This window comes from uncultured Winogradskyella sp., assembly GCF_947501905.1.
GTDB lineage: Bacteria > Bacteroidota > Bacteroidia > Flavobacteriales > Flavobacteriaceae > Winogradskyella.
Genome location: NZ_CANMXL010000001.1, coordinates 399088 through 424114 on the forward strand (window position 1 = coordinate 399088; position 25027 = coordinate 424114).

The window sequence follows — 25027 nt, forward strand, 5'->3', positions numbered from 1 at the left end:
AGTATTTAGTTATTTTATCCTTTTATTTTAGACTTTATTTCCTCTTTTTCTTCTGCTTTTTCACGCTTATCGCCAAGAGTTTTATGAATAAAATCCGTCATTTTATTATACAGATGTAATCTTGTGTTTCCACCATAGATACCATGATTTTTGTCTGGATATATCATCCAATCAAATTGTTTATTGGCTTGCACTAAGGCTTCAACCATACGCATTGTGTTTTGCAAATGCACATTATCATCACCAGACCCATGAATTAATAAAAAGTCGCCTTTTAATTTATCTACATGATTAATTGGCGAATTTTCGTCATAACCACTAGGATTTTCCTGAGGTGTAGTCATGTAACGTTCCGTATATATAGTATCGTAGAATCTCCAACTAGTTACTGGAGCAACTGCTATTGCCATTTTAAAAACATCATTACCTTTAAAAAGTGCATTACTACTCATAAAACCACCATAACTCCAACCCCAAATTCCTATTCGGGATGCATCAACATATGGTAAAGCTCCTAATTTTTTTGCAGCTTCTATCTGGTCTTCAACCTCATATTTACCTAATTCATTTTGAGTCACTTTTTTAAATGCAGCACCTTTTAAACCTGTTCCTCTTCCATCTACACACGCCACAATATAGCCTTGTTGGGCTAAATGCTGATACCAATAATCATTACTCCCATTCCAACGATTAGCAACTTGCTGAGAACCTGGACCTGAATACTGATACATAAACAGTGGATAGGCTTTGTTCTCATCAAAATCTGCAGGTTTAATCATCCACATGTTTAGGTCATTTCCGTTAACAGAAATGGTACTAAACTCTTTTTTAGAAGTCTTATAATCGGTAAGCTTGCTCGCTAACTTATCATTGTCTTTAATACTCTTAACTAACTTGCCGCTTTTAGCGTCGTTTAAAGTATACTCTTGAGGCGAAGTTGCACTAGAATGTGTATTGATAAAATACGTAAAGTCTGCGCTAAAAGAAGCTCTATTTGTACCATCTCTTTTAGTTAAACGCTTTTTGTTTTTCCCATTGAGTTTAACGGAGTACACATCTCTATTAATAGAACCATTTTCAACAGACTGATAAAAGATTGTATTTGAATTTTCGTTAAAGCCATAATAATTGGTCACTTCCCAATTACCATTAGTGACTTGGTTAATTAGCTCTCCATCTTTTGTGTAGTGATAGATATGGTTATAACCATCTTTTTCGCTAGTCCAAATAAAACTATTATCCTTTAAAAATGTGAGATTAAACGTTACATCTATGTATGCATCATCTGTTTCAGCCAATACTAACTTAGAGGAATTTTGAGCAACATCAATCATCCATAAATCTAATTCGTTTTGATGACGATTCATAAACTGAACACTTAAAACATTAGCTCCCTTTGTCCATTCTAATCTTGGGATGTAAAAATCTTTATAAGCCTTATCTACTTTTAATTCAGATAATTTATCTGTATCTAAATCATATAAATGCAAAGACACTTTAGAGTTTCCCTCACCTGCTTTTGGGTATTTAAAAACTTGTTGCGTTTGGTATAAACCAGTTCCAAAAACATCCATTGAAAATTCAGGCACGTCAGATTCATCAAACCTTATAAATGCTATTTTATTGCCATCAGCATTCCAATCAAAAGCACGCACAAAACTAAATTCTTCTTCATATACCCAATCCGTAATACCATTAATAATAGTATTCTTTACGCCATCAAAAGTGAATTGTTTTGCAACTCCAGAGTTTAAATTTTTTACATATAAATTATTCTGAAAACCATAAGCAACCTTTGAGCCATCAGGAGAGAATGTTGGCTCTTGCACTAAGTCATCAGATAACTTTGCTAATTTTTTAGAATTAATATCATAAATATAATATTCACCTAAAGTTGAGCGTCTAAATACAGCTTCTGATTTTGTGGTTAGTAATATTTTAGATTCATCTTTACTAAAGCTATAATCAAAAAAAGCTCCGATTTCTGGTAAATCTGACGAGCTTAATAATGTGGTTACCTTTTCTAAAGTTTTATAGTCATAAATATCGATAGAAGTTGTTCTTGCAGTTCTATCATAATTCAAAACTGAATACTCCTTTCCATTGTTCATAGAATGAAGCGCTTGCATGCCTTCTGTTCTAAAAGTGCCGTTCCAAATTTCTTCTAAGCTAATTTGTTTATTCTGTGCAGTTACTAGAGTTGTAACCAAAAAACCAATAATGGTAAGAAAACGCGTGAATCTCATTAATCTTCGTTATTTAATAAAGCAATGCCAAGTTTACTAAAAATTATGCAAAAAACCCGAATTATTAACAGGAAATCGGCAATATTACAGAACATGCAACACATATTGTACCATTCCTAGTATCTTTGTGTTTTAAATGAAAATTAATCATGCAAAACACCATTTCTGGATTTTCTAAATTAACTAAAACCGAAAAAGTTGATTGGATACTTAAAATGTATTTCAATAATGATGAAACTTCAAGAAATCTAATAACTCAATATTGGAATTCAGACCAAAAACTACAAAAATTGCATGATGAGTTTATAGAAAATACCATAACAAACTTTTATCTACCACTTGGTGTGGCACCAAACTTCTTAATCAATGATACATTGTATACTATACCAATGGCCATTGAAGAAAGCTCTGTAGTTGCAGCAGCAAGTAAAGCTGCTAAATTTTGGTTTGAGCGTGGTGGTTTTAAAGCTAAAGTCATCTCGACAACAAAAATTGGTCAAGTTCACTTTACATATCCTGGTAACAAAACAGATTTGAAAAACTATTTTGAATCTGTAAAATCAAAGCTTATTTCTGATGCCTCTGCAATAACTAAAAACATGGAACGTCGTGGTGGTGGCATTTTAGACATAGAATTACGTGACAAAACTGAAGACTTAGAAAACTACTATCAGCTTCACGCCACATTTGAGACGCTTGACGCTATGGGTGCAAATTTTATAAACTCCTGTTTAGAACAATTTGCCCAAACTTTTGAAGATGAAGCTATAGCACATAATATTGAAGGCATTGACATTATAATGAGTATTTTATCTAACTATGTACCAGAGTGCCTAGTTAGAGCTGAAGTACGTTGTAATATCAAAGATTTAAAAGATAAAGACATTCCAAACCCTAAAGCATTTGCCGAAAAATTTAAGCAAGCTGTTGCTATAGCTGAGGTTGAACCGCATCGTGCCGTTACACATAACAAAGGCATTATGAATGGTATAGATGCTGTTGTTTTGGCTACTGGAAATGATTTTAGAGCGGTTGAAGCTGGTGTACATGCTTATGCTTCAAAAAATGGAACATACTCTAGTTTGACACATTGTAGTATTGAAAATGATGAGTTTTGCTTTTGGTTAGAAATACCATTAGCTCTAGGAACAGTTGGTGGATTAACAAGCTTACACCCATTAGTAAAGTTTGCATTACAAATGTTAGGCAAACCATCTGCTAAAGACTTAATGAAAATTGTAGCAGTTGCTGGCTTGGCGCAAAACTTTGCAGCTCTAAAATCCTTAACCACAACTGGCATTCAGCAAGGACATATGAAAATGCATTTGATGAATATCTTAAATCAGTTTGAAGCTAACGCAACCGAAAAAGCAGAATTAATTGAACATTTTAAAACTAATACAGTAACTCATAGCGCCGTTGTAGAAGCTATTGAAAAGCTAAGGTCATAATATCAATGATAAACTATAGAAGTAACGGAAAGCTATTATTAACAGGAGAGTACCTTGTTCTCGATGGTGCTAAATCTTTAGCATTACCTACTAAATATGGCCAAGAACTTTCTATCATTGAAAATGAAAGCAATTATATTAATTGGAAAAGCTTTGATGAAAACAACAATACCTGGTTTGAAGATAAATTTTTAATAAATAACATACTTTCTTCATCATATACATCAGAAAGCGACATATCTAAAAGACTAATAGATATCTTAAAAAGTATTCATACTCTAAACCCTAGCTTTTTTAAACTAAACAAAGGTTTCAATATTACAACTACTCAAGATTTTAATAGGGCTTGGGGATTAGGTACTTCATCTACTTTAATAAACAATATTGCCAATTGGGTAGGTATTGACCCTTACAAATTATTAGAGCTTACTTTTGGAGGTAGTGGTTATGATATTGCCTGTGCACAAAATAATACGCCTATTACATACCAATTGATTGGTAAAAAACCCCAAGTATCTAAGACTGGCTTTAATCCTAGATTTAAGGACCATCTTTACTTTGTTTATTTAAATCAAAAACAAAACAGTCGTGATGGAATTGCTGCTTACAGAAATTTCAAGGGTGATTTAAAAACTTTTATTTCTGAAATTAATGAGATTACCGAAGCTATTATTTTATGTAATAATCTTAATGAGTTTGAAAAACTTATTACAAAACACGAATATATTATCTCTGAAATCATAAATCAATCACCTATAAAAGATAGGCTTTTTACAGATTTTGATGGCGCTATTAAAAGCCTCGGCGCATGGGGTGGTGACTTTGTTTTAGTGGCTTCTAAAGACAATCCAATAGATTACTTTGAAGCCAAAGGTTACACTACTATTCTTTCGTATTCTGAAATGATAAAATAAAAAAAGGCTTTGCAAAATTGCAAAGCCTTTTTTTATTTCTATAGCTTACTATTTTTAGTAAACCGTTTTTGCTCTATTGTCTTCAACATCAGCAGCCTTTTCTAATGCAGAATACACTTGAGTTTGAACTGTATTTTTACGTGCATTACTTAAACGCGCTAAAATTGCAGCGTAGTTATCAAGTTTTGTTGCTTCAGTAATTTTCGTAACCTCTACCACATAAACTCCTTTTTCTCCATCAACTGGCTTAGAAACCACTCCTTGTTGCAAACCAAATGCTGTACCAATCACTTTAGGTTCTACACCAGCACCAGAAAGTGTTGTGTTTTTCATTGTCAATCCAGTAGCCGTTTTAACCGTTTGTCCTTGATTATTAGCAATATCAGCTAAGGTTGTAGCAGATATCTTATTACGAATCATTTCTGCTTTCTTCTCTTTTCTTACAGCAGCTAAAACAGGTGTTGTTGCATTTTCTACACTCATTAAACCTTCTTCATTAACATCAACTAATTGAGCAACTACATAACCAACTCCAGAAACTGTAAAGCTTTTATAATCGCCAACCTTTGTGTCTTGATTATATGCCCAACGTACAATCTGTCTTTGACTACCTAAACCTGGTATATTTTCATCCAATTCTTTAAAAGTAACTGGCTTAGCTGTTAAACCACGCTCTTCTGCTAATTCTCTGAAATCTCCTGATTCTGCAGCGATTTCAAATTTTTGCTTTCCGTTAAAGACATCGTCAATTGTTTTTTCTGATGCCTCAATCTCACGAGCCACTGTAGCCAGTTTGATGGTATTACTAAATCCTGATTGATCTAATACTTCAATAATATGGTAACCAAAGCTAGTTTCTACAACATCCATATCACCTTTCTTCTTATCAAAAGAAAACGCTTTAAACTCTGGTGCAAATCCTTGATTGTATGTAAACTCTATAACACCTTCTTTTTCGTTACTTACTTTATCAGAAGATAATTCTAATAAATCCTTGAACTTAGAGCGGTTTCCTTTAAGTACATTAAAAATACTATCAGCAGTTGCTTTTGCTTCTTCTGGCGTTCTTGTAACGTCAGGAGCTACTCTATTTGCTCCAGCATAAGGAATTAATATATGGCGTACTTTAACAGAATCTGCTTTACTAGCTCTATCTAAAACTTTAGAATACTTGTAGAAAGTTCCATCTTTATATGGTCCATAATATCCACCTATTTCAGTATTTGCCAAACTATCTTTTGCTACTCCTAATTGAGAAGGTCTTAAATATTCATCAGAGAATTTAATGTCTGAGTTACTATTAACAAACGCTTCAATATTGTTAGTGTTATCAAAACCTAAAACAGTATCAGTAGCTTTAGTTGCTGAATTAAATTCGAACTTATCGGCTTTAAGACCTAATAACTCAGCTTTTAAAGCATCCTCATCTTCTTTAGAAGCATCTTCTCTAAACTCTACAAATAATATCTCTCTAGTCTCATCTACCTCATAAAGATCTCTGTTTTTTTCCATGTAAGCTTTAATCTCAGACTTACTTACTTCAACTAAACTATCTGCAATGCTTGTATAAGGCACTTGTACATATCTTACATCAACAGTTTTTGCATCTGCTAAATACTCATCTTCTGCTTCAGCCACTGTAGCATTAACACCGGCTTTTACTAAGTTATAATATTGCTGCGTTAAAGCACCATTGGCAAGAGACTGCTCATTGTTTGTCCATTGTGCATAATTAATTGTAAACGTGCTCAAAGGCGCCCCTTGTGGCTGGATGTCTTTAAGATTTGCAATAAAAGCATTCAGCTTATTGACATCAAAAATACTGTCTTGATTCTGAAACTCTGGATAAGCACCAAAACTAGTTTCTAATAACTCACGCATTTTATCCTTCTCAACAGAAAGTCCAAGTTTTTCAAACTCTGAACTCATAACAATACGTCTAAGCTCTTCGTTGTAAACTTGATTTTTTATTTGAGTTTCTGTAGCATTTGGACCAGAACGTTGTTGTCTGTTCTGAACCGCAAACATAAATGGTTCTCTTTTAATGTCTTCGCCGTTGATTGTTGCAATAATATCTTGCGATGTCCCAAATGAATCTGAGTTTTTGAATACATCTCCAATTACAAAGGCAAATAATGCCATTGCAATTACTAAAATTAACACTAGCGAACGCTGTCTGATTTTATTTAAAACTGCCATTTTATGGTATATAGTTTGTTGAAATTAAGTGTGCGAAAATAACATTTTATACCAAATAATAAAAGGATGAAGCCTCTTTTTTGACTGACAAGAATAGGATTAGTCTTCAGGCATTAATTTAAGATGAACACTATCTATTTTTGTTAATGAAACCTCTGTTATTTTGAATTTGAAATTTTCTATTATAATCGTCTTACCTAGTTCTGGAATATCCTCTGTATAATTAACAATTAAACCGCCTAAAGTCTCATAAGCTTCACTTTCTGGTAAGTTGATTTTGTAAGTCTCGTTTATATAATCAACTTCTAATCGTGCAGAAAAGTTAAAACTATCTTCTGCAAGCTGTTCTTCAGTAAGTTCTACACTATCATGCTCATCTTCAATTTCGCCAAATAATTCTTCAATAATATCTTCAACGGTCATCATTCCAGAAGTGCCACCATATTCATCAATAACTATTGCAATACTTTTTCTCTTTTTTGTGAGCAGATTCAGTACATCCTTAATAAGGATAGTTTCTGGCACAAAAACCACAGGTATTACAATTGATTTTATAGTCTTAGGTTTTTTAAACAGCTCAAAAGAGTGTACATAGCCAATAATATCATCTATAGATGCTTTATAGACTAGTATTTTAGTGTAGCCTGTGTCTACAAAAATCTGTCGCAAATTTTCTATTGACTCAGATATATCTATTGCCATGATTTCAGTTCTTGGTACCATGACTTCTCTAGCTTTTACTTCTGAAAATTCTAAAGCATTCTGAAAAATTTGTATCTCGCTATCAACCTCGTCATGTTCTTCAACAGATTCCATTTGTTCAGTAATAAAATTACCCAATTCAACCTTAGTTAATGCCAATTCTACTGCATCACCTTCAGTCTTAAAAAAGGTCTTAAGTACAAAGTCAGAAATCCATATTACAAACTCAGAGATTGGTGTAAAAATCAAGTAAAACAGATATGCTGGTAGCGCAAAAAATTTAAGTAATGTGTTTGAATATATCTGGAAAAATACTTTCGGCAAAAATTCTGCAGTTAACAAGATAATAGCTGTAGAAATTATAGTCTGCGACAGTAATTGAAGTTCAAAAAACAAGTAATTAATAATAGTATTATCAGTTGAGAACGTCTGAAACCAATGTACTAAAACCTCTCCCATCTTAAAACCATAGATAACCAATGCAATATTATTACCAATAAGCATAGTGGTAATAAACTTTGAGGGTTTTGCTGTAAGTCTTGCTAGAAGTTTACCTAAAAAGTCCCCTTGTTTTTTCTCTAACTCTATATGAATTTTATTAGAAGACACATAAGCAATCTCCATCCCAGAGAAAAAAGCGGATAGTAAGAGTGATACAATAATAATTATAGCATCAATAGACATAAATTATTTTTTATGACGGTCTTCTATTCTTTTTCTGAAATTCTTACGAAAGAAAAACATAAATATAGCTAGTGCTGCAAAGAAAATTAAAAAATAAGATTTGCTTCTATCTTCTGACCAATTAGAAAAGGCCTCATAAATAAGAACAATTGCGATAACTAAGTAAGCGTATTGAAAGATTTTAAGTGCTTTAATCATGATAATTTACATATTGTAGCACAAAGGTAGTTAATTATTGACTTCGATATCACCTGCGAATTCAAGCATTTCGTAATCATCAAAATTTCTGTCAGAATCAAAACCTCTACCTGAGACATCTGTGCCTTCAGAACGTAGTCTAAACTCTTTATTTGTAAACACCCATTCGCTTGTTTGATCAAAATACATTTGTGGTGTAAATAAGGAGTCTTTTTTATGTGTGGCCAAAATAACATTACCACGAAGATCTACTAAATCTGTTTCGCTGTAAATAATGGCGTAATCCGCAAAGATTTTACTTTTATTGCCGTCATCGTCGTAGATAACAAGCTCTATACCTTCTGGAAACTCTGAAAATGCAAAATTACGGTTTGAGTAATCTAACATTTTTGGACTTAAAAGATTTGCCTTTAACTTAAAAGAATCTGTATACTTTAAGTTTATAGTATCTGCTACACCAATAGGTTCATTTTGCAAAACACCAACTTGCTGTATATCTTTAAAGTTGTTTTTACATGAAAAAAACATAGTCACAGCAATTGCTGTGACTATGTTAAAAATTATATGTAAATATTTTGTTTTCACTTAATAATTAAGGTACTCTAACAGATGCACCAATCCAACATCCTATTTTAATTGTTTGTCCAGAATTACCTTTAGTAAAAATCATACTCTTGTCTGGAGCTTTAGCTGAGTAACTAGCCGCTGTTTGTGATGCCGCCTTCTTTAAACGACCATCTACATTACCTGCTTTACGTGCTTCTGATGCTGCTAACCAATAGACTGCTCTTTTACTAAAGACATCATTTCCACAACTGTTAGCACTACTAGCGTACATACCAGCAATTCTTAGGTAAGGATTTCCATTAGATGGATTAAGTTTTAAGGCTTCTCTGTATAATTGTCTAGCTTTACCATAAGAGCCTTTCTTTCTATTTTTTTCAGCAAGACGGTATACTAACTTCCACTTTTTTAAAGGATCCGTTTGTAAGTCCATTGACTGCTTGTAATACTGTTCTGCCTCAGAAGTTTTTCCTTCTTTTTCTTTTAATACACCTAAATAATATGCTGTATCTGCATTTGGCTCAATAGAATTTTTCTGCTGTACAACTTTAATAAACATTGGGTCATCTGTACAATCCTTAGAATACATTTTATTCATGGCACGTTGTAACCACTTCGCATCATTTTTATTCTCTTCAAAATTCTTTTGATATAATGGGATTAAAACATCGCAAGTTGCTCTCTCACTAATTATACCATCTAAGCTCCCTGAAATTTGGTCAAAAGCCTTAAGCAAACTTTCATAACGTTTCTTATACTGACCCTCTTTTTTTGTCAGAGCAGCTCCAGATTCTTCTTTTTTAATTAACTCATTCAACTTTTTTGATGATTTAGAAACTTCTAATTCTATTTTGTCATTAACATCATCATACTTATCAAAAAGAGATTGAGTCTCTTGAGTAGATTTACTCCCAGCATCATAAGCATTGACCTTTAGATCAAAATATCTATAAAGTGCTCCTGGATCATCAAAACTATCCAAATGATTTTTGTATGCATCATCAAATATTTTATAAATATCATTATCTGTTAAGCCTAATTCTTTTCTATACTTAAATGATAACTTACCTTTTTTTGCATACATTTTTCCTGCTGGAAATTTAGATGCATAATACTTATTGTAATCTTCATATAGAGTCAATAAGTCTTTTACAAAACCTAGCTTTTCAGCTCCAGTATTATTTTTGATTTTATGCTCTAAAATCTTTTCTCCTCTAACATAAATAGCTCTATTAAACTGAGGGCATTTAGTCTTCACTTTCATCCAAGACTCATAAGCTTCGTCATATTTTTTGTTCTTAGCATAAGAATCAAAAATAGATAAGTTATTCATACACTCTTCATCTTGCTGCGCATAACTTGTGTTAAAGCCAACAAGCAAAGCTATGAGTAGTAATGTAATCTTCGTCTTCATCTTTTAAATTTTTGTTAGTTATATTTTCGTTTTTTAAACCATCTATCGCTCAAAGATAGACTTACGTTGACATTAAAGAAATTTTCCTGAATTAAATTGCTGTTCTTTGTTCCTCTTTGGCCAAACTCAAAACCTAAATTAATTTCAGAAAATGTATTCGTTGAAGGGCCAACTGGTAAACCTAGACCAAAAGATATGCCAAACTCATCTATTGATTCATTATTTACAATTAAACCTGTATTTTCGAAACGAGCGCCAGCTCTGTAAACAACTCTTTTGAAGTAACTTGATAGAGATCTATGATTAGGAATATAAAACCCACCTACTGCAAAAGAAGATGCGTTTTCGTATGATGAGTTAGTAGTACTAAAAATAGGATTATCAAAAACACTAGTATTTTGAGAAACATATTCTGCACCTACAAACCACTTAGATGTTTCGCCAATACCTAAACCAAAAGAAAATCTATTTGGTAATTTAAGGTCTGTTTCTTCTAAACCGCTACCAGACAAATCTACATCTATAGTATTTTGAACAAACTCATCTCCTAAAACTGAAACTATTACCGTAGAAATAGAACGGTCATTTTTTGAAGTTAAACTACTTTCTGGAGAATATGTAGCTGTAGCCGATAATTCTAACTTATCTGTTAGCTTACCCTTATAAGCAGCTCCAAAATTAAAATTAAGACCGCTTAAGTCTGACCTATTGTTTTCCCTAGTTGCAAATTGTACAATATTACCATTAGTATCGTACAAAAACTGGATAGCGCTATTTTGAGTATTCCCAAAATTATAATTAGCGTCCACTCCTATTGAAAAATTATCGTTTATAAGATATCCCAAACTTAAGAAAGCCTTATTAAGTCCTCCTTCACCCTCATATCTAAAATCTACCCTATCATTTTGCATTGGATCAGTATCTTGTAATTTGTATCCAACAGATGTAAATGGCAACAAACCAAATCCTGCTCCAAATCTTCCTAAAGGAATCGATACTGCTAAATAATCAAAAGCAGAAGCACTAGTATTTTCTGAGGCTGTATTACTATTTAACGCTATGTTACTATACGATCCTGCAACAGAAAACTTTACAGGCCTACTCTCACCATCATAAGGAGAGGCTTTAAGATTTTTACCTGCATAAGATGCTGGATTTCTAAGATTAATGTGTAAACTGTCTATATAAGAACCTATACTACCCATTCCTCTACTCTCAACTGTGCCTCTAAACTTTAAGCTACCAATTCCATAAAAAGAATATGGTGATGCTGTACCTTGCTGAGCATAGACTTGACAGCTAATAATTGCAATAAGAATTACAACAAATTTTTTAATCATTATTTCGAATTAAATTCTAGAATATAATTTAGACCTTCAAGCAGAAAATCCGAGTTCGCAAATATGCTACTTTTTAATTGTTTAGACAACATTTTAGCATCGCCTCCTGTTAAAATAACTGTTAAATCTGAATATTTTTCTTTATAAATGTTAATTACACCATCAATCTCGTTAACAGTTCCTAAAACCACACCTGAATGTATTGATGCCTCTGTACTATCTCCAACTATAGTTTTTGGCACTTTGGTTTCTAATAACGGAAGATTTGCTGTTAAATTATTTAGTGATTTGTAACGTAATCTTAAACCTGGTGAAATGGCTCCACCTAAGTATTCATTTTCATTAGTAATAAAATCGTAAGTAATACATGTTCCTGCATCAATTATAAGTACATGTTTTTGAGAATACTTTAGCACAGATGCACTAACCAAAGCTATACGATCTACGCCGAGAGTTTCTGGTGTTTTGTATTTGTTTGTAAAAGGTACTTTGGTTTTTGAATTCAATTCCAATACACTAAAGTCTGCTTCAATTAAATCAATTTGTTTATCTGAAAGGCGACCAACAGAAGAAACAATAGCAGATTTTAATTTAGGAAACTGCTTTTTAAGCAGTTTATATTCTTTTTTGAATTGAGAAAGCTTAAAACTTTCTTTCCAAATAAGATTATCCTTTTCGAATATGGCAAATTTTACCAAGGTATTTCCAACATCAACAATAAGATTCATAGGCTTTTGAGAAAAGACAAATTTATAAAATCAAATTTTACAATTTTCTTTTTGGTAATACTAAAAATGAATTTATATTTGCATCCGCTTTAGCAATGAAGCAACTGGTGCCTTAGCTCAGTTGGTAGAGCAAAGGACTGAAAATCCTTGTGTCCCTGGTTCGATTCCTGGAGGCACCACCATCAAAAACCCGATTCATTTGAGTCGGGTTTTTTGGTTTTAAGATTTTATGTAAGCTTTAGGGTTTTACTTCGTCCTAAAATATTATCTTGTTTTTTCAATTAAAACAATAACATATTATATGTCTAAAACATACTATGACCCAGCAGACTTAAGAAAATTTGGAAAAATAACCGAATGGAGTGAAGAATTGGGTAATAAATTTTTTGAATACTACGGAAAAGTTTTTGAAGAAGGTGCTTTATCAGCTCGCGAAAAATCACTCATTGCTTTGGCAGTAGCACATACAGAACAGTGCCCCTATTGTATTGACGCCTACACCAAAGATGGCTTACAACGTGGTGTAACCAAAGAAGAAATGATGGAAGCTATTCATGTTGGTGCAGCTATAAAGAGTGGTGCAACATTAGTGCATGGGGTACAAATGATGAACAAAGTAAATAAACTAGACGGATAGTCTTTTATATATGACAAAACTAAAAACGCAATCGCTAAAAAAAAGACAGAGTGATTTAGCAAACACCAATAAGCAGCTTGAAATTTTATCAAACGGTATTTTTCAAAATGGTGAATTACCAACTTTTAAAAATAAAATTGCTGAGACTAATCAGTTTCCATTAAAAGCAAAAGCTCTAGAGATACTTCAAATTAATGTAGGTTACATGTGTAATCAGGTTTGTGAACATTGCCACGTTGATGCTGGTCCTGACCGTAAGGAGATTATGACGCGTGAGACTATGCAGCAAATATTAGATGTAGTAAAGACTACTGGTGCTCATACGCTCGACTTAACTGGTGGTGCTCCCGAGATGAATCCAAACTTTAGGTGGTTTGTAGAGGAAGCTTCAAAAATTGGAATTAAAGATTTTATTGTGCGTTCTAATCTTACTATTATAAGAGCCAATAAGAAGTATTACGATTTGCCAGAATTCTTCAAAAAACATAACATTCATGTCGTGAGCTCAATGCCACACTGGACACGTGGAAAGACAGATAAACAACGTGGCGAAGGTGTTTTTGACATGTCTATAAAAGCTTTACAAGAGCTTAATGCTGTTGGCTACGGCATGCCTGATAGCGATTTAAAACTTGACTTAGTTTACAATCCATCAGGTGCATTTTTACCAGGAGACCAAGCCAGCATGGAAAAGGACTTTAAAAAAGCATTGATGGAAGATTTTGGCATTCAATTTCATAACTTATTTGCTATTACGAATTTACCTATTTCACGCTTTCTAGATTATTTAATTGCTTCAGAAAATTATGAAGATTACATGTATAGTTTGGTTGAGGCCTATAACCCAATGGCTGTAGAAAATGTGATGTGTACCAACACGCTCTCTGTAAGTTGGGACGGCTATTTATTTGATTGCGATTTTAACCAAATGCTAGATCTACCAGTAAATAGTAAATCTAAGCATATATCAGAATACAAATCTGAATTGCTTGAAGGCAGAAACATAGTTATCTCGCAGCATTGTTATGGCTGCACAGCTGGAGCTGGAAGTAGTTGCCAAGGTAGCGTTGCTTAATTTCTATTAATCATGAAACGTATTATTACATTTTTTTCGATTCTAGTTTCAATGCCAGGATTCTCTCAAGAATCACTTTCAGAATTATTGAAACAATATAACGACAATGGTGTTCCTTACATTTCAATTCAGGAATTAGCAATGCCTAAAACTGAGGCTATTCTTTTAGATGCTAGAGAACCAAAAGAATACCAAGTCAGTCATCTTAAAGGTGCTATTTGTATAGGCTATGATTTTTTTGATTTAAAAACTGTAACAGATAAAATCAAGGATAAGGACCAACCTATTGTGGTATATTGCTCCCTTGGCATACGTTCAGAGACTATTGGCGAAAAGCTCAAAGAAGCAGGCTATACCAACGTACAAAATCTATATGGTGGTATTTTTGAATGGAAAAACAATAATTTTGAAGTCTATAACTCCAATAACAAAACAACTGATAGTGTGCATGCGTTTTCTGAAGAATGGAGCAAATGGCTAAAAAAAGGCATAAAAATTTACCCCAAACCAAAAAAATGATGATTGATAGGGCATTAATTATCTTTACCAGAAATCCTGAATTAGGTAAGTGTAAAACCCGATTAGCAAAATCTGTTGGTGACGAAGAAGCTTTAAAAATCTACAAGTACCTTCTTCAACATACAGCAAATGTTGTAAAAAAAGTAAATGCTGAACGTTTTGTATTTTATTCTGAAAACATTCAGGAAAATGATATCTGGGAAGATGCTTTTTTTCATAAAAAGCTGCAACATGGAAATGACCTTGGTGAGCGTATGCAAAATGCTTTTGAGGCATTATTTTCTAAAAAATTTAAAAAAATAATAATTGTTGGAAGTGACCTCTTAGATTTAGACGAAAAAACAATCGAAAAAACTTATCATAAACTAGAAGAAAGTGATGCTGTCATTGGCCCCGCAGAAGATGGCGGCTATTATCTTTTAGGCATGAAATCTCTCAATAAAAAGGTATTTAAAAACAAAGATTGGGGTTCGAAAACAGTATTAAAACAAACAAAAAAAGATTTTTTTGGACAATCACTGTATGTTTTAGAAACTTTAAACGACATAGATTATTTAGAGGATTTAAAACCTTACAAAAAATTCAATTATTTGTTTTAACTAACACCAATTTTTCATGAAAAAACAACTACTTTTTTTAGCCGTTATTTTTACGGCTTCTTTTCAATTTATTAATGCGCAATGTACAAGAAGCGGCAGTTTTGTTCAGAGTGACCCTGCATATAGTATAAGTGGGGATGCTAATATTACATTTACCACTTCTGGAGATAAAGACGTGATTTTTGAATCCAATTTTGCCACCGTTCAAGGTGCCGATTTAAGAGTTTATGTCTCTAAAATGGACGATATTAAAACTCCAGGGGCAGATGCAGTACAAATATCATCTCAACTTATGAATGATGGTGGAGGCACTGGAGGTCCTGGAGTATCTCCTATAACAGGAATGATGACTTTCGCATTACCTCCAACTGTAGAATTGTCCGATTTTGATTATATAGTTATAGAGTGTATTGTAATCAATGAGCGCTGGGGATATGTAGCTTTAGGAGCTAATACTGGTGCAGATTGCGCTTCTCTTAGTTTAGATAGCAACACACTTTCCAAAGTTGCAATTTATCCTAATCCATCAAACGGAAATATAACTTTACAAGCGCAAACTAATGAAGATGCTCAAATTTCTGTATACAACATCTTAGGGAATAGAGTGTATCAAACAACGCAGTCGCTAAATTCTGAAATGGATTTGTCTAATCTTAAGACTGGTATTTACTTAGTTAAGATTGAAGCAGAAGGCAAACAAACAACAAAAAGATTAATTATAGAATAATTATAATTTAAAAATTGTTTACAATCGTAGTTATAGATACATTTGATACTATAACTACGATTTTTTTATCATGACAAAATATATAACAGAAAGCACCGAATATCTTCAAAAAAAAGGATTTGATAATCCTGAAGTGGGAATAATTTTAGGCACAGGTCTAGGGCAACTTATTAGTGAAATTGAGGTTATTGCTGAAGCTAGCTATAATCATATTCCAAATTTCCCTACAGCTACAGTAGAGTTTCATAAGGGTAAACTAATTTATGGCTTATTAGCAGGTAAGAAAGTTGTGGTTATGCAAGGTCGTTTTCATGTTTATGAAGGCTATTCGCTTCAAGATGTGACTTTCCCAGTGCGTATTATGGAAAAACTAGGTATACAAACCCTTTTAGTGTCTAATGCTGCAGGAGCTATAAATTTAGACTTTAAGAAAGGTGAAATCATGTTAATTGATGATCATATCAATCTACAAGGCAGTTCTCCTTTGGCCTTTAAAGGCGTTGAAGAATTAGGTGAACGCTTTACAGATATGAGCGCTCCATATAATCATGAAATCAATTCAAAGATTGAAGCTATTGCAATTGCTAATAATATCAAATTACACAAAGGTGTTTATGCTTCTGTTGTTGGACCACAATTAGAAACTCGCGCAGAATATCGTATGCTTAAGATTATCGGAGCTGATGCTGTAGGCATGAGTACAGTGCCAGAGGTTATTGTTGCAAATCATTTAAATTTAAAGGTAGCTGCGGTGTCAGTTTTAACAGATGAATGCGACCCAGATAACTTAAAACCTGTTGACATTGGAGAAATCATAGCTATGGCAGGAAAAGCAGAACCAGAGATGATTACCCTTTTTAAAGAATTAATAAAAACGTTATAAGAGAGATTATGAGTTACTTAGAAGCTACAAACGATTTATATAAAGAAGCAGCATTGACGCCAGATGTTGGTTTGTGTTGTACTACAAATCCTATTTGGGAATTACCTGGATTAAAAATTCCTAGAATCATGCAAGAGATGAATTATGGTTGTGGAAGCACTGTAAACGCACGTGATTTAACTAATAATCCAAAAATGCTTTATGTCGGCGTTGGTGGTGGTATGGAGTTATTACAGTTCTCTTACTTTAATCGTCAAAAAGGCGGTGTTATTGGTGTTGATGTTGTAGATGAAATGTTAGAAGCATCTCGCAAGAACTTCATAGAGGCCGAAGCACAAAACGATTGGTTTAAAAGCGAATTTGTTGACCTTAAAAGGGGAGACGCATTAAATCTTCCTGTTGAAGATAATAGCATAGATGTTGCTGCTCAGAACTGTCTTTTCAATATTTTTAAAGCAGAAGATTTAAAGAAGGCCATTGATGAGATGTATCGTGTACTTAAGCCACATGGTCGTCTAGTGATGAGCGACCCAACTTGTGAGCAACCAATGAACGACACATTGCGTAATGATGATAGATTACGTGCATTATGCCTTAGCGGGAGTTTGCCTATTGCAGAATATGTAAAAGCATTAACCGATGCTGGTTTTGGAACTATCGAAATTCGTGCACGTAAGCCTTACCGTATTCTTGACCCTAAAAATTATCCAACTGAAGAGCTTATCTATATAGAATCTATAGAAGTTGCGGCTATTAAAGACCCAATGCCAGAAGATGGACCGTGTATTTTTACAGGAAAAGCTGCTATCTATTATGGAGAAGAGCCTTATTTTGATGACAACAAAGGGCATATCCTACTTAAAAATCAGCCTATAGCTATTTGTGATAAAACTGCAGATGCTTTAGCTGATTTAGGTAGAGACGATATTTTTATTAGCGAGTCTACTTACCATTACGATGGTGGTGGCTGTTGCTAAAATTGACAATAAAAAAGAGCACTAATTAGTGCTCTTTTTTTTGACTAATTGCAAAATCACAATACTATTTAATTATATTATTTTTACTAAGCAATTTTGACTTTGCTGCCGTATGGAAAAGTATATAGACATCTTTAAAAATTCGTATTTGAATTATTGGAATTATCTTAAATACGAATTAATAGACCTCAATCATTGGGATAACTTTTTCTATGGATTAATTATAATTTCTATTGCTGTTTGGCTATTAGAAATTGCTTTCCCTTGGCGAAAACGACAAGCCATTTTTCGTAAAGACTTTTGGTTAGATATATTTTATATGTTTTTCAACTTCTTTATCTTAAATCTCATAATCCTTATTGCGCTGTCCAATACCGCTTCAGAATTTTTTAATGATATACTTAAACGTGTTGGAATAAGTATAGGTAGCCTTCAACTATTTGATGTTGATGATTTACCAAAATGGATGGGTTTGCTCGTGTTTTTCATAGTGTCTGACTTTGTACAATGGAATACGCATCGTTTGTTGCATAGTATACCTTGGCTATGGAATTTCCACAAAGTGCATCATTCTGTAAAAGAAATGGGCTTTGCAGCGCATTTACGCTATCATTGGATGGAGCCTGTGGTTTATAAATCTCTTTTATACATTCCATTAGCAATTATTGGTGGTTTTGACGCACAAGATGTCGCTATCGTTTATTTCTTTGCTATAGCTATTGGACATTTGAATCATGCAAATTTGGGCTGGGACTATGGTTTCTTTAAATATATATTCAACAACCCTAAGATGCACATCTGGCATCATGCTAAAGAATTACCTAAGCATGTAAGGTATGGCGTTAATTTTGGACTTACTTTAAGTCTATGGGATTATCTCTTTAAATCCAATTATGTACCTCATAATGGACGAGACATAGAATTAGGTTTTAGTGGAGACGAAACATTTCCTAAAGATTTTTTAAGTCAAGAATTATATCCTTTAAAAAAGAAATGAAACAAATAGCACTCCTTATACTTTTAGTTTTAATCATGTCATGTGGTGGAGCTAAAAAAGCCATTGAAAACTCTGAATCGACCAAACAAGTTGAAGGAACAAAAACTATTAATACTTCTGAGACTGAAATTAAAGTTGAAAAAGAAATAAAAACTGAAGTCAAAACAAAAGAAGAAACACCTACTGAGACTGAAGATCTAGTTAAAATCTCAGAAACAAAAGCCGAAACAAAGACTGAAGCTTTTAATCATTACGCTTTTGACTATTTATTACAAACAAATGTTTCAGTTGATGGAAATGTTGACTATAAAAATTTTAAAACTCAAAGTGCTGATTTAGCAATTTATATTAAATCATTAACCGAAAATATGCCTTTAGAATCTTGGTCTAAAGAAGATAAACTTGCCTATTGGATAAACGCCTACAATGCATTAACCATTGATTTAATACTTAGAAACTATCCTTTAAATAGTATAAAAAACATAGACAAACCTTGGGACCAACGTCTTTGGAAATTTGGAGACAAATGGCTAAACCTTAATGATATTGAGCATCAAATTCTTCGTAAAATGGACGAACCTCGCATACATTTTGCCATTGTTTGCGCGTCTTTTTCTTGCCCAAAGCTTCAAAATACGGCATTTACGGCTTCAGATATAGATACACAATTAACAGATGCTACTAAAGATTTCTTAGCTGACCAGGACCGAAATAACATTTCAGAAAACAGCCTTAAACTTTCAAAGATTTTTAAGTGGTTTGCTAAGGATTTTAAAACAAATGGTAGCTTAATTGATTTCTTAAACAAATACACTGAAGTTGAGATTTCATCCAAAGCAAAAAAATCTTTCAAAGATTACAATTGGGACTTGAATGATTAAAACTGACATTGACTTTTCTTCGTAAGTAGATATATGATTAGTATTATAATCCCTGTTTTAAATGAGTCCGAAACTATAGAGTCACTTCTCTATCATTTAGTTGATTGCGCAGATTTAAAAAATATAAACGAAATTATTGTTGTTGATGGCGGAAGTGTTGATGGTACTCCAGAAATAATTACGAATTTAGATTTAAAAATAAAATTATTGACTTCAGAAAAAGGTCGTGCTAAGCAGATGAATACTGGTGCTAGATTAGCAACAGGGAACATTTTATACTTCTTACATGCAGATTCTTTTCCACCTGTAAATTATGACCAACATATTATAGAAGAAGTCGAAAAAGGAAATAATGCAGGTTGCTTTCGCTTACAGTTTAATCATAATCACTGGTGGTTACGCCTAGCAAGTTGGCTCACACAGTTTCGCTGGCGAGCTTGCCGAGGTGGTGATCAAAGCCAATTTATTACAAAAGCGTTATTTGAAGATATTGGTGGTTTTGACGAAACCTACACTATCTACGAAGACAATATTTTAATTAACGAACTCTACGAACGCAATGAATTTGTAGTAATAAATAAAAAGATAAAGACCTCAGCAAGGCTTTACGAAAAACACGGTATATGGAATTTACAATACCACTTTTGGACTATATATGTCAAAAAATGGTTTGGCGCTTCTGCAGATGAGTTATATAGATATTACAAAAAATACATATCTTAAAAATACTGTCCAATACCAAACACAAATCCATTGGTAGCATCTGGTGTTATACCATAACCATAATCGATTCTAAACGTAGCATTAAATATTTTTTTATGTATAAATCGCAATCCAATGCCTGGATAAATCCTGATATTTTGAGAATCACCAAAATCACCAAAATCTCCTCCAGGATTTCTCCAACTACCTCCATCAACAAATACATTGGCTTGCATAGCAAACCAATCCTTATCAATAAAAGTATGTCTATACTCAGTATTTAAAACTATTACACCTGTACCACGATCAATTGTATTACCAACACCTCTTACATTTAAGTTATTATCTACAGAAAATGGTGCAAAAGGCGAATCATTATTTGTAGCCAATCCTAAACGCAGTCTATTGGCCCAATTACCCTTTTTTCCAACCCTTAGAAAATATGAAAAATCATTCCAGCCAATAACAAATTCAGGTAATGTTTCATTAGTTGATGTCACATACTGAAAATTGAAGACGCTTTGAAAACCCTCTAAATATTGATAATAATAATTAATATTATTAAACTCATATATCAATTTATATAGCAACTTTTGTACTCTTAATTCTTGAGGCACACTTGGGTTTGTTGCTCCAAATAGATACTCGTAATCTTCAGTAAAATAATTAATCCCTAATTCAAATCGGTTATTAAAATTTGGTTGATACAAGACTAAACCTTCAATAGATTCATTATTATATCTATAATCTGCAGTAGTATTATCAAAAAAAACAGGTTCTTGAGTTGTTAAATTTTGATAGTTAATAGCCAGTCCTAACTTTCTTGAAAAGAGATATGGTGCTCTTAAGTTTATACCATAAGAACTAAAAATATCATCTTGGTAAAAACCACCAAACGTAATATTTTGACCTAATAAATTATATTCATATAGCCCAACTCTGAATGCAAATTCATCGTCATTAGTCGTATAAACATTTGCAGAAGGAATTATAGTAAAATTCTCTACAATATTATAAAACACATTAAATTCATTTGGGGCATTAGCAGGAAACACTTGGTAATAAGCATGTGCTATTGACGGTAAACGCTTTAGCAACTTTATATCTTCTTCTAATTGCATTGAGTCTAGCATAACTCCCGGTTTAACCAGAGCAATTTTTTTTACAAAAGATGATTTTAGTTTTTTATTGCCCTGAACTTTTACATCTACAACTTTGTTTTCTTGTGCTTGAGATAAGCTAAGAAAAAATAGACATAAAATTGAGGTCAGAAATCGCATTATTCAGGGTTATAGTGTAAAAATAACACTTCTTCTAAAAATATTGACCTATTCCAAATACAATACCATTATTTGCCTTATCTCCTAAGTTGATTCCGTAATCAATTCGGAATACTGCATTAAAAATACGCTTGTGGATAAATCTCAGACCAAGACCAGTAAAGAGACTCGCACTTTCACCTTCAATTAAATCTCCTAAATTTCCACCTGGATCTTGCCAAGTGCCGGCGTCTATAAATGCATTACCTTGCAAAGCAAACCAACCTTTTTCGTAAAACGTGTGTCTATATTCGGTATTTAATACAATCGAAGCTGTTCCTCTATCGACCACATTACCTACCCCACGAATATTTAATTGATTATCTAAAGCAAAAGGCGCAAAAGGCGTGGTATCATTTGTAGCATAAGCTAATCGTAAACGGTTTGCCCAATTACCTTTTTCTCCAATACGCTTAAAATATTCAAAATCATTTCGACCAATAAAAAAGTTGCGAAGCAAATCGTTATTCCCGTTTGAATCTAAAGTAAAACTATACGTAAAGACACTTCTAAAACCATCGACATATTGAAACTCATTGGTGATGTTATTATATTCATATTCTCCCACAACCGAAACACGGTCAACACCAAGTTCTTCAGGAATATTTTGAGGGCGATTTCCGTCTAAAAAATTATAATCTATATTGGCAAAATTTAAACCTAATTCAAATCGATTTTTAAAATTATGCTCATAAAATACACGAAATTCAAAAGCTCGACTATCGAATTTATAATTCACCTCATCATTATTATCTAGAAAAATAGGCTCTTGCAATACATTATGCTGATAGTTGACACCAACACCCCATTTACGGGTAATTAAGTTGGGGGCTTCCCAAAAGAAACCATAAGAATCAAATACATTTTTGCTGTAAAAGCCACCAATGATTTGGTTTTGCCCTAAAAAATTAAAATCAAATAATGATACACGATATGCTAAGTCTTCATTGATATCTTGGGACACATTTAGACCCGGAATAATGGCAAAATTCTCAACAACTGTATACGTCAAACTATAGTTTTTATCATCAATCTTTTCGAGCTTAGAAGATGAGCTTGCTACTGAAGGCAATAAACGAAAACGTCTTTCGTCTGATGCAATACGGGCAGTATCTAACTGGCTTCCTTCTTTTACAAAGGCTAAACGTTTAAGGAAGCTAGTTCGTGTACGCTTATTACCCTCAATATTGACTTCTTTAATGGTTTGTGAATGACTAAAGGTAAAGACAATAAAAAAGAAGAATATAGTGGTTGCGAGTTTCATTAGTAAGGATGTTTCATTTTTTGTCGAAGAGATGAAATAACCTTACTTATTTTAAGTAAAAATTCTGATAATAAAACTTACACTATTCTTTTTTGGAGTAATATGTTTTTATCACCTGTTCTACAGGTTTGTTTTGTGGAGTAAATTGATTGTCATCCTTACCTCCTGCCTTATCGTATTGTATAAACCACTTCCAAATAAAGCCGCCCGCAAACCACTCTTCGTGCCAAAAGGTTTCATACAAAGCTTTTGTAGCGTTTACTTGGGCTTCATGATTTACTTCGGTCATACTGCGGTCATACTTCCAAGGTTCTTTACCTGAATAATCGACACTTCGGTAACCATACTCCGTAAACAAAACCTGTTTTTGGTACTTATCTGCATAGCTCTTTATTACAGGTTTGTGCTTTTGCCAACCTTCCATACTTTTTTCAAAAGTTGGTGTTTGTTGATCACTCACTGGAAAATAAGCATCAATACCTATAAAATCTAATTTACCCCAAAATGGTGTTCGCTTGTACTCGTCCCAATTTGCGGCATAAGTGAGTTTTCCTTTGTATACTTTTTTAATTTCATCTATCAAATTGATCCAATATTCTGGACGCTTATCAATAAAATTTTCGAGCTCAGTCCCAATACATAATATCTCGGCATTGATTTCTTTAGCCAAATCGGCATATTCTAAAATAAAACTGGAATAAGAATCTTCTAGTTTTTTCCAATCTGCTTCTGTTTTCATATTTAGAAAGCCAGTAAATTCTCCACGGCGAATCCAAATTTGAGGCTTCACCATTATTCTAATATTCTGCTTTCGCAACTCTTCAGAATATTGTTTTGCTCCTGCTCTAGTTTCTCCAAACCATTGACGGTCTGTATTATGTATTATTTCGGAGCTATTTAAACCTCTGATAAATCCAAATGGCATCACAGCGGCATAATTGGCATTGATTTTAGTAACTAGTGGTTTTGTATGGGTTTCATCAACAGGAATCCCGTAAGCCACAAAACTAGCGCCATTAACCTTTTCATTCTGGCTTGAACAAGATGAAAGTAAAATAGCGTAAACAAAAAAAATTAGAAGCTTAGTTCTATTCATAGTATAGATTTAAGCTCCTAAAATAAGTATATCTCTAAAATAAGGCTCTTAAACCTATATTAAAAGTTTGTCCAAGACCTGTATCGTTACCTCTTACAAAGTTTGTATACAAGGTTTCGATATTTAACTCTTTTGTTAATTGGTACTTTACACCACCTCCAACGGCTGTGAAATCTTGAGAAAAGTTATTATTGATATCTATGAGTTGAGAATGTTGTACTAATCCTAAAATAGTAAATTTAGAGCTCGGGAAATAGCTTAAAAATACACCAGGTGTTAATCTAAAACTATCATTTGCAAAACTATCATTTTCATCACCAAAATTGTATTCTGTATTTAGTTCTGTAAAAATTTGCCAATCACCACTTGGAAAAGTATAATCATAGAAAAAACGATTTTGAAAAATAAATCCGTTTTGGTCTAAGAACACACCATTTTCAGTTTCGTTATCAATTAATGGAATATGAAAAGCAGTCTGAATTGTAAAATTAGATACATTTTTGAATGGGTTAAACTTAATAGCTGGAGCAAAAGAAGTGAACCCAGAGCGTGCAGTACTTGATTCTCCATCAAAAGAGAAGACATCAAAGGCATTTCTATTGCTATTTACATTAGAACGGAATTCTAGTAATAAACCAATATTAAAACGACTGCTTTCAGATACACCAGTAAACACATCTAATGTAGATGTAAAAAAAGTCTCTCTTGGCTCTGTTCCACTACTAAAAGTACTTTCGGTTTGCGTATAAAGGTTATTGAACCATTTTATATCCCACTGTCCTTTCTTTAATAATTTTGAAGGCGTGTATTCTTGTATAACACTTTTTTCTTGTTCTTCGGTCTCTTGAGAAAAGCCAGTAAATCCTATTACTAATGCTATTATAGCTGTTATTATTCTTTTCATTTTTTTG

Annotated in this window: 23 protein-coding genes and 1 tRNA gene; 13 read left to right on the forward strand and 11 right to left on the reverse strand. The window is 33.0% G+C overall.

The window, feature by feature from the left end:
- Positions 1-14 precede the first annotated feature (14 nt).
- The gene (locus Q0770_RS01955) at positions 15-2246 is read right to left on the reverse strand and encodes a S9 family peptidase (RefSeq protein WP_299113460.1); all 2232 of its coding nucleotides are present in this window, start codon (positions 2244-2246) and stop codon (positions 15-17) included.
- Positions 2247-2395: 149 nt separating this feature from the next.
- Between Q0770_RS01955 and Q0770_RS01960 the strand changes: the two genes are divergently transcribed.
- Positions 2396-3697: a hydroxymethylglutaryl-CoA reductase, degradative gene (locus tag Q0770_RS01960; protein WP_299113463.1), complete on the forward strand. Its 1302-nt coding sequence runs from the start codon at positions 2396-2398 to the stop codon at positions 3695-3697.
- Positions 3698-3702: 5 nt separating this feature from the next.
- Positions 3703-4611, forward strand: a complete 909-nt coding sequence (locus Q0770_RS01965; RefSeq protein ID WP_299113466.1) for a GYDIA family GHMP kinase — start codon at positions 3703-3705, stop codon at positions 4609-4611.
- 54 nt (positions 4612-4665) lie between these two features.
- Here the strand turns inward: Q0770_RS01965 and Q0770_RS01970 are convergent, their stop codons facing one another.
- From Q0770_RS01970 to Q0770_RS01995, 6 genes are all read right to left on the reverse strand, one after another.
- A complete protein-coding gene (locus Q0770_RS01970) occupies positions 4666-6810 on the reverse strand; it encodes a peptidylprolyl isomerase (protein WP_299113468.1) in 2145 nt (714 codons plus the stop codon).
- Between the two features lie 99 nt (positions 6811-6909).
- Positions 6910-8196: a hemolysin family protein gene (locus tag Q0770_RS01975; RefSeq protein WP_299113470.1), complete on the reverse strand. Its 1287-nt coding sequence runs from the start codon at positions 8194-8196 to the stop codon at positions 6910-6912.
- 228 nt (positions 8197-8424) lie between these two features.
- Positions 8425-8979 carry an LPS export ABC transporter periplasmic protein LptC gene (gene lptC, locus Q0770_RS01980; RefSeq protein WP_299113472.1) on the reverse strand — a complete coding sequence of 185 codons (555 nt, stop codon included), beginning with the start codon at positions 8977-8979 and terminating at the stop codon, positions 8425-8427.
- A gap of 7 nt (positions 8980-8986) precedes the next feature.
- Complete coding sequence (locus tag Q0770_RS01985) at positions 8987-10372, reverse strand: hypothetical protein (protein ID WP_299113474.1); 1386 nt, start codon at positions 10370-10372, stop codon at positions 8987-8989.
- A gap of 14 nt (positions 10373-10386) precedes the next feature.
- Positions 10387-11712, reverse strand: coding sequence for a hypothetical protein (locus Q0770_RS01990; RefSeq protein WP_299113476.1), 1326 nt, complete (start codon positions 11710-11712; stop codon positions 10387-10389).
- Complete coding sequence (locus Q0770_RS01995; RefSeq protein ID WP_299113478.1) at positions 11712-12440, reverse strand: type III pantothenate kinase; 729 nt, start codon at positions 12438-12440, stop codon at positions 11712-11714. The genes Q0770_RS01990 and Q0770_RS01995 overlap by 1 nt, the downstream gene beginning before the upstream one ends.
- A gap of 106 nt (positions 12441-12546) precedes the next feature.
- Between Q0770_RS01995 and Q0770_RS02000 the strand changes: the two genes are divergently transcribed.
- The 11 genes from Q0770_RS02000 (at position 12547) to Q0770_RS02050 (ending at position 20458) form a co-directional block, all read left to right on the forward strand.
- Positions 12547-12622, forward strand: a tRNA-Phe gene (locus tag Q0770_RS02000).
- 119 nt (positions 12623-12741) lie between these two features.
- Positions 12742-13077 (forward strand): arsenosugar biosynthesis-associated peroxidase-like protein, encoded by a 336-nt coding sequence (locus Q0770_RS02005; RefSeq protein WP_008270413.1) that lies wholly within the window; start codon positions 12742-12744, stop codon positions 13075-13077.
- 10 nt (positions 13078-13087) lie between these two features.
- Entirely contained in the window at positions 13088-14152 is a 1065-nt protein-coding gene (arsS, locus tag Q0770_RS02010) for an arsenosugar biosynthesis radical SAM (seleno)protein ArsS (protein WP_299113480.1), read from the forward strand.
- 12 nt (positions 14153-14164) lie between these two features.
- A complete protein-coding gene (locus Q0770_RS02015; protein WP_299113482.1) occupies positions 14165-14671 on the forward strand; it encodes a rhodanese-like domain-containing protein in 507 nt (168 codons plus the stop codon).
- Positions 14668-15270: a TIGR04282 family arsenosugar biosynthesis glycosyltransferase gene (locus Q0770_RS02020; protein WP_306420450.1), complete on the forward strand. Its 603-nt coding sequence runs from the start codon at positions 14668-14670 to the stop codon at positions 15268-15270. Before Q0770_RS02015 ends, Q0770_RS02020 begins: the two co-directional genes overlap by 4 nt.
- Positions 15271-15286: 16 nt before the next feature.
- A complete protein-coding gene (locus Q0770_RS02025) occupies positions 15287-15997 on the forward strand; it encodes a T9SS type A sorting domain-containing protein (RefSeq protein ID WP_299113484.1) in 711 nt (236 codons plus the stop codon).
- A gap of 70 nt (positions 15998-16067) precedes the next feature.
- A complete protein-coding gene (locus Q0770_RS02030) occupies positions 16068-16880 on the forward strand; it encodes a purine-nucleoside phosphorylase (RefSeq protein WP_299113486.1) in 813 nt (270 codons plus the stop codon).
- A gap of 8 nt (positions 16881-16888) precedes the next feature.
- Entirely contained in the window at positions 16889-17857 is a 969-nt protein-coding gene (arsM, locus tag Q0770_RS02035) for an arsenosugar biosynthesis arsenite methyltransferase ArsM (RefSeq protein ID WP_299113488.1), read from the forward strand.
- 112 nt (positions 17858-17969) lie between these two features.
- Positions 17970-18854: a sterol desaturase family protein gene (locus Q0770_RS02040; RefSeq protein ID WP_299113490.1), complete on the forward strand. Its 885-nt coding sequence runs from the start codon at positions 17970-17972 to the stop codon at positions 18852-18854.
- Positions 18851-19735, forward strand: a complete 885-nt coding sequence (locus Q0770_RS02045; RefSeq protein WP_299113492.1) for a DUF547 domain-containing protein — start codon at positions 18851-18853, stop codon at positions 19733-19735. The genes Q0770_RS02040 and Q0770_RS02045 overlap by 4 nt, the downstream gene beginning before the upstream one ends.
- Positions 19736-19768: 33 nt before the next feature.
- Positions 19769-20458 (forward strand): TIGR04283 family arsenosugar biosynthesis glycosyltransferase, encoded by a 690-nt coding sequence (locus Q0770_RS02050; RefSeq protein WP_299113494.1) that lies wholly within the window; start codon positions 19769-19771, stop codon positions 20456-20458.
- Here the strand turns inward: Q0770_RS02050 and Q0770_RS02055 are convergent.
- The 4 genes from Q0770_RS02055 to Q0770_RS02070 form a co-directional block, all read right to left on the reverse strand.
- On the reverse strand, positions 20455-21717 hold the full coding sequence (locus Q0770_RS02055) for an outer membrane protein assembly factor (protein ID WP_299113496.1): 1263 nt from the start codon (positions 21715-21717) through the stop codon (positions 20455-20457). The genes Q0770_RS02050 and Q0770_RS02055 overlap by 4 nt on opposite strands.
- A gap of 34 nt (positions 21718-21751) precedes the next feature.
- Positions 21752-23020 carry a POTRA domain-containing protein gene (locus tag Q0770_RS02060; protein WP_299113498.1) on the reverse strand — a complete coding sequence of 423 codons (1269 nt, stop codon included), beginning with the start codon at positions 23018-23020 and terminating at the stop codon, positions 21752-21754.
- A gap of 82 nt (positions 23021-23102) precedes the next feature.
- On the reverse strand, positions 23103-24116 hold the full coding sequence (locus tag Q0770_RS02065) for a glycoside hydrolase (protein WP_299113500.1): 1014 nt from the start codon (positions 24114-24116) through the stop codon (positions 23103-23105).
- Positions 24117-24150: 34 nt separating this feature from the next.
- Positions 24151-25020: a hypothetical protein gene (locus Q0770_RS02070; RefSeq protein WP_299113502.1), complete on the reverse strand. Its 870-nt coding sequence runs from the start codon at positions 25018-25020 to the stop codon at positions 24151-24153.
- Between the last annotated feature and the right edge of the window lie 7 nt (positions 25021-25027).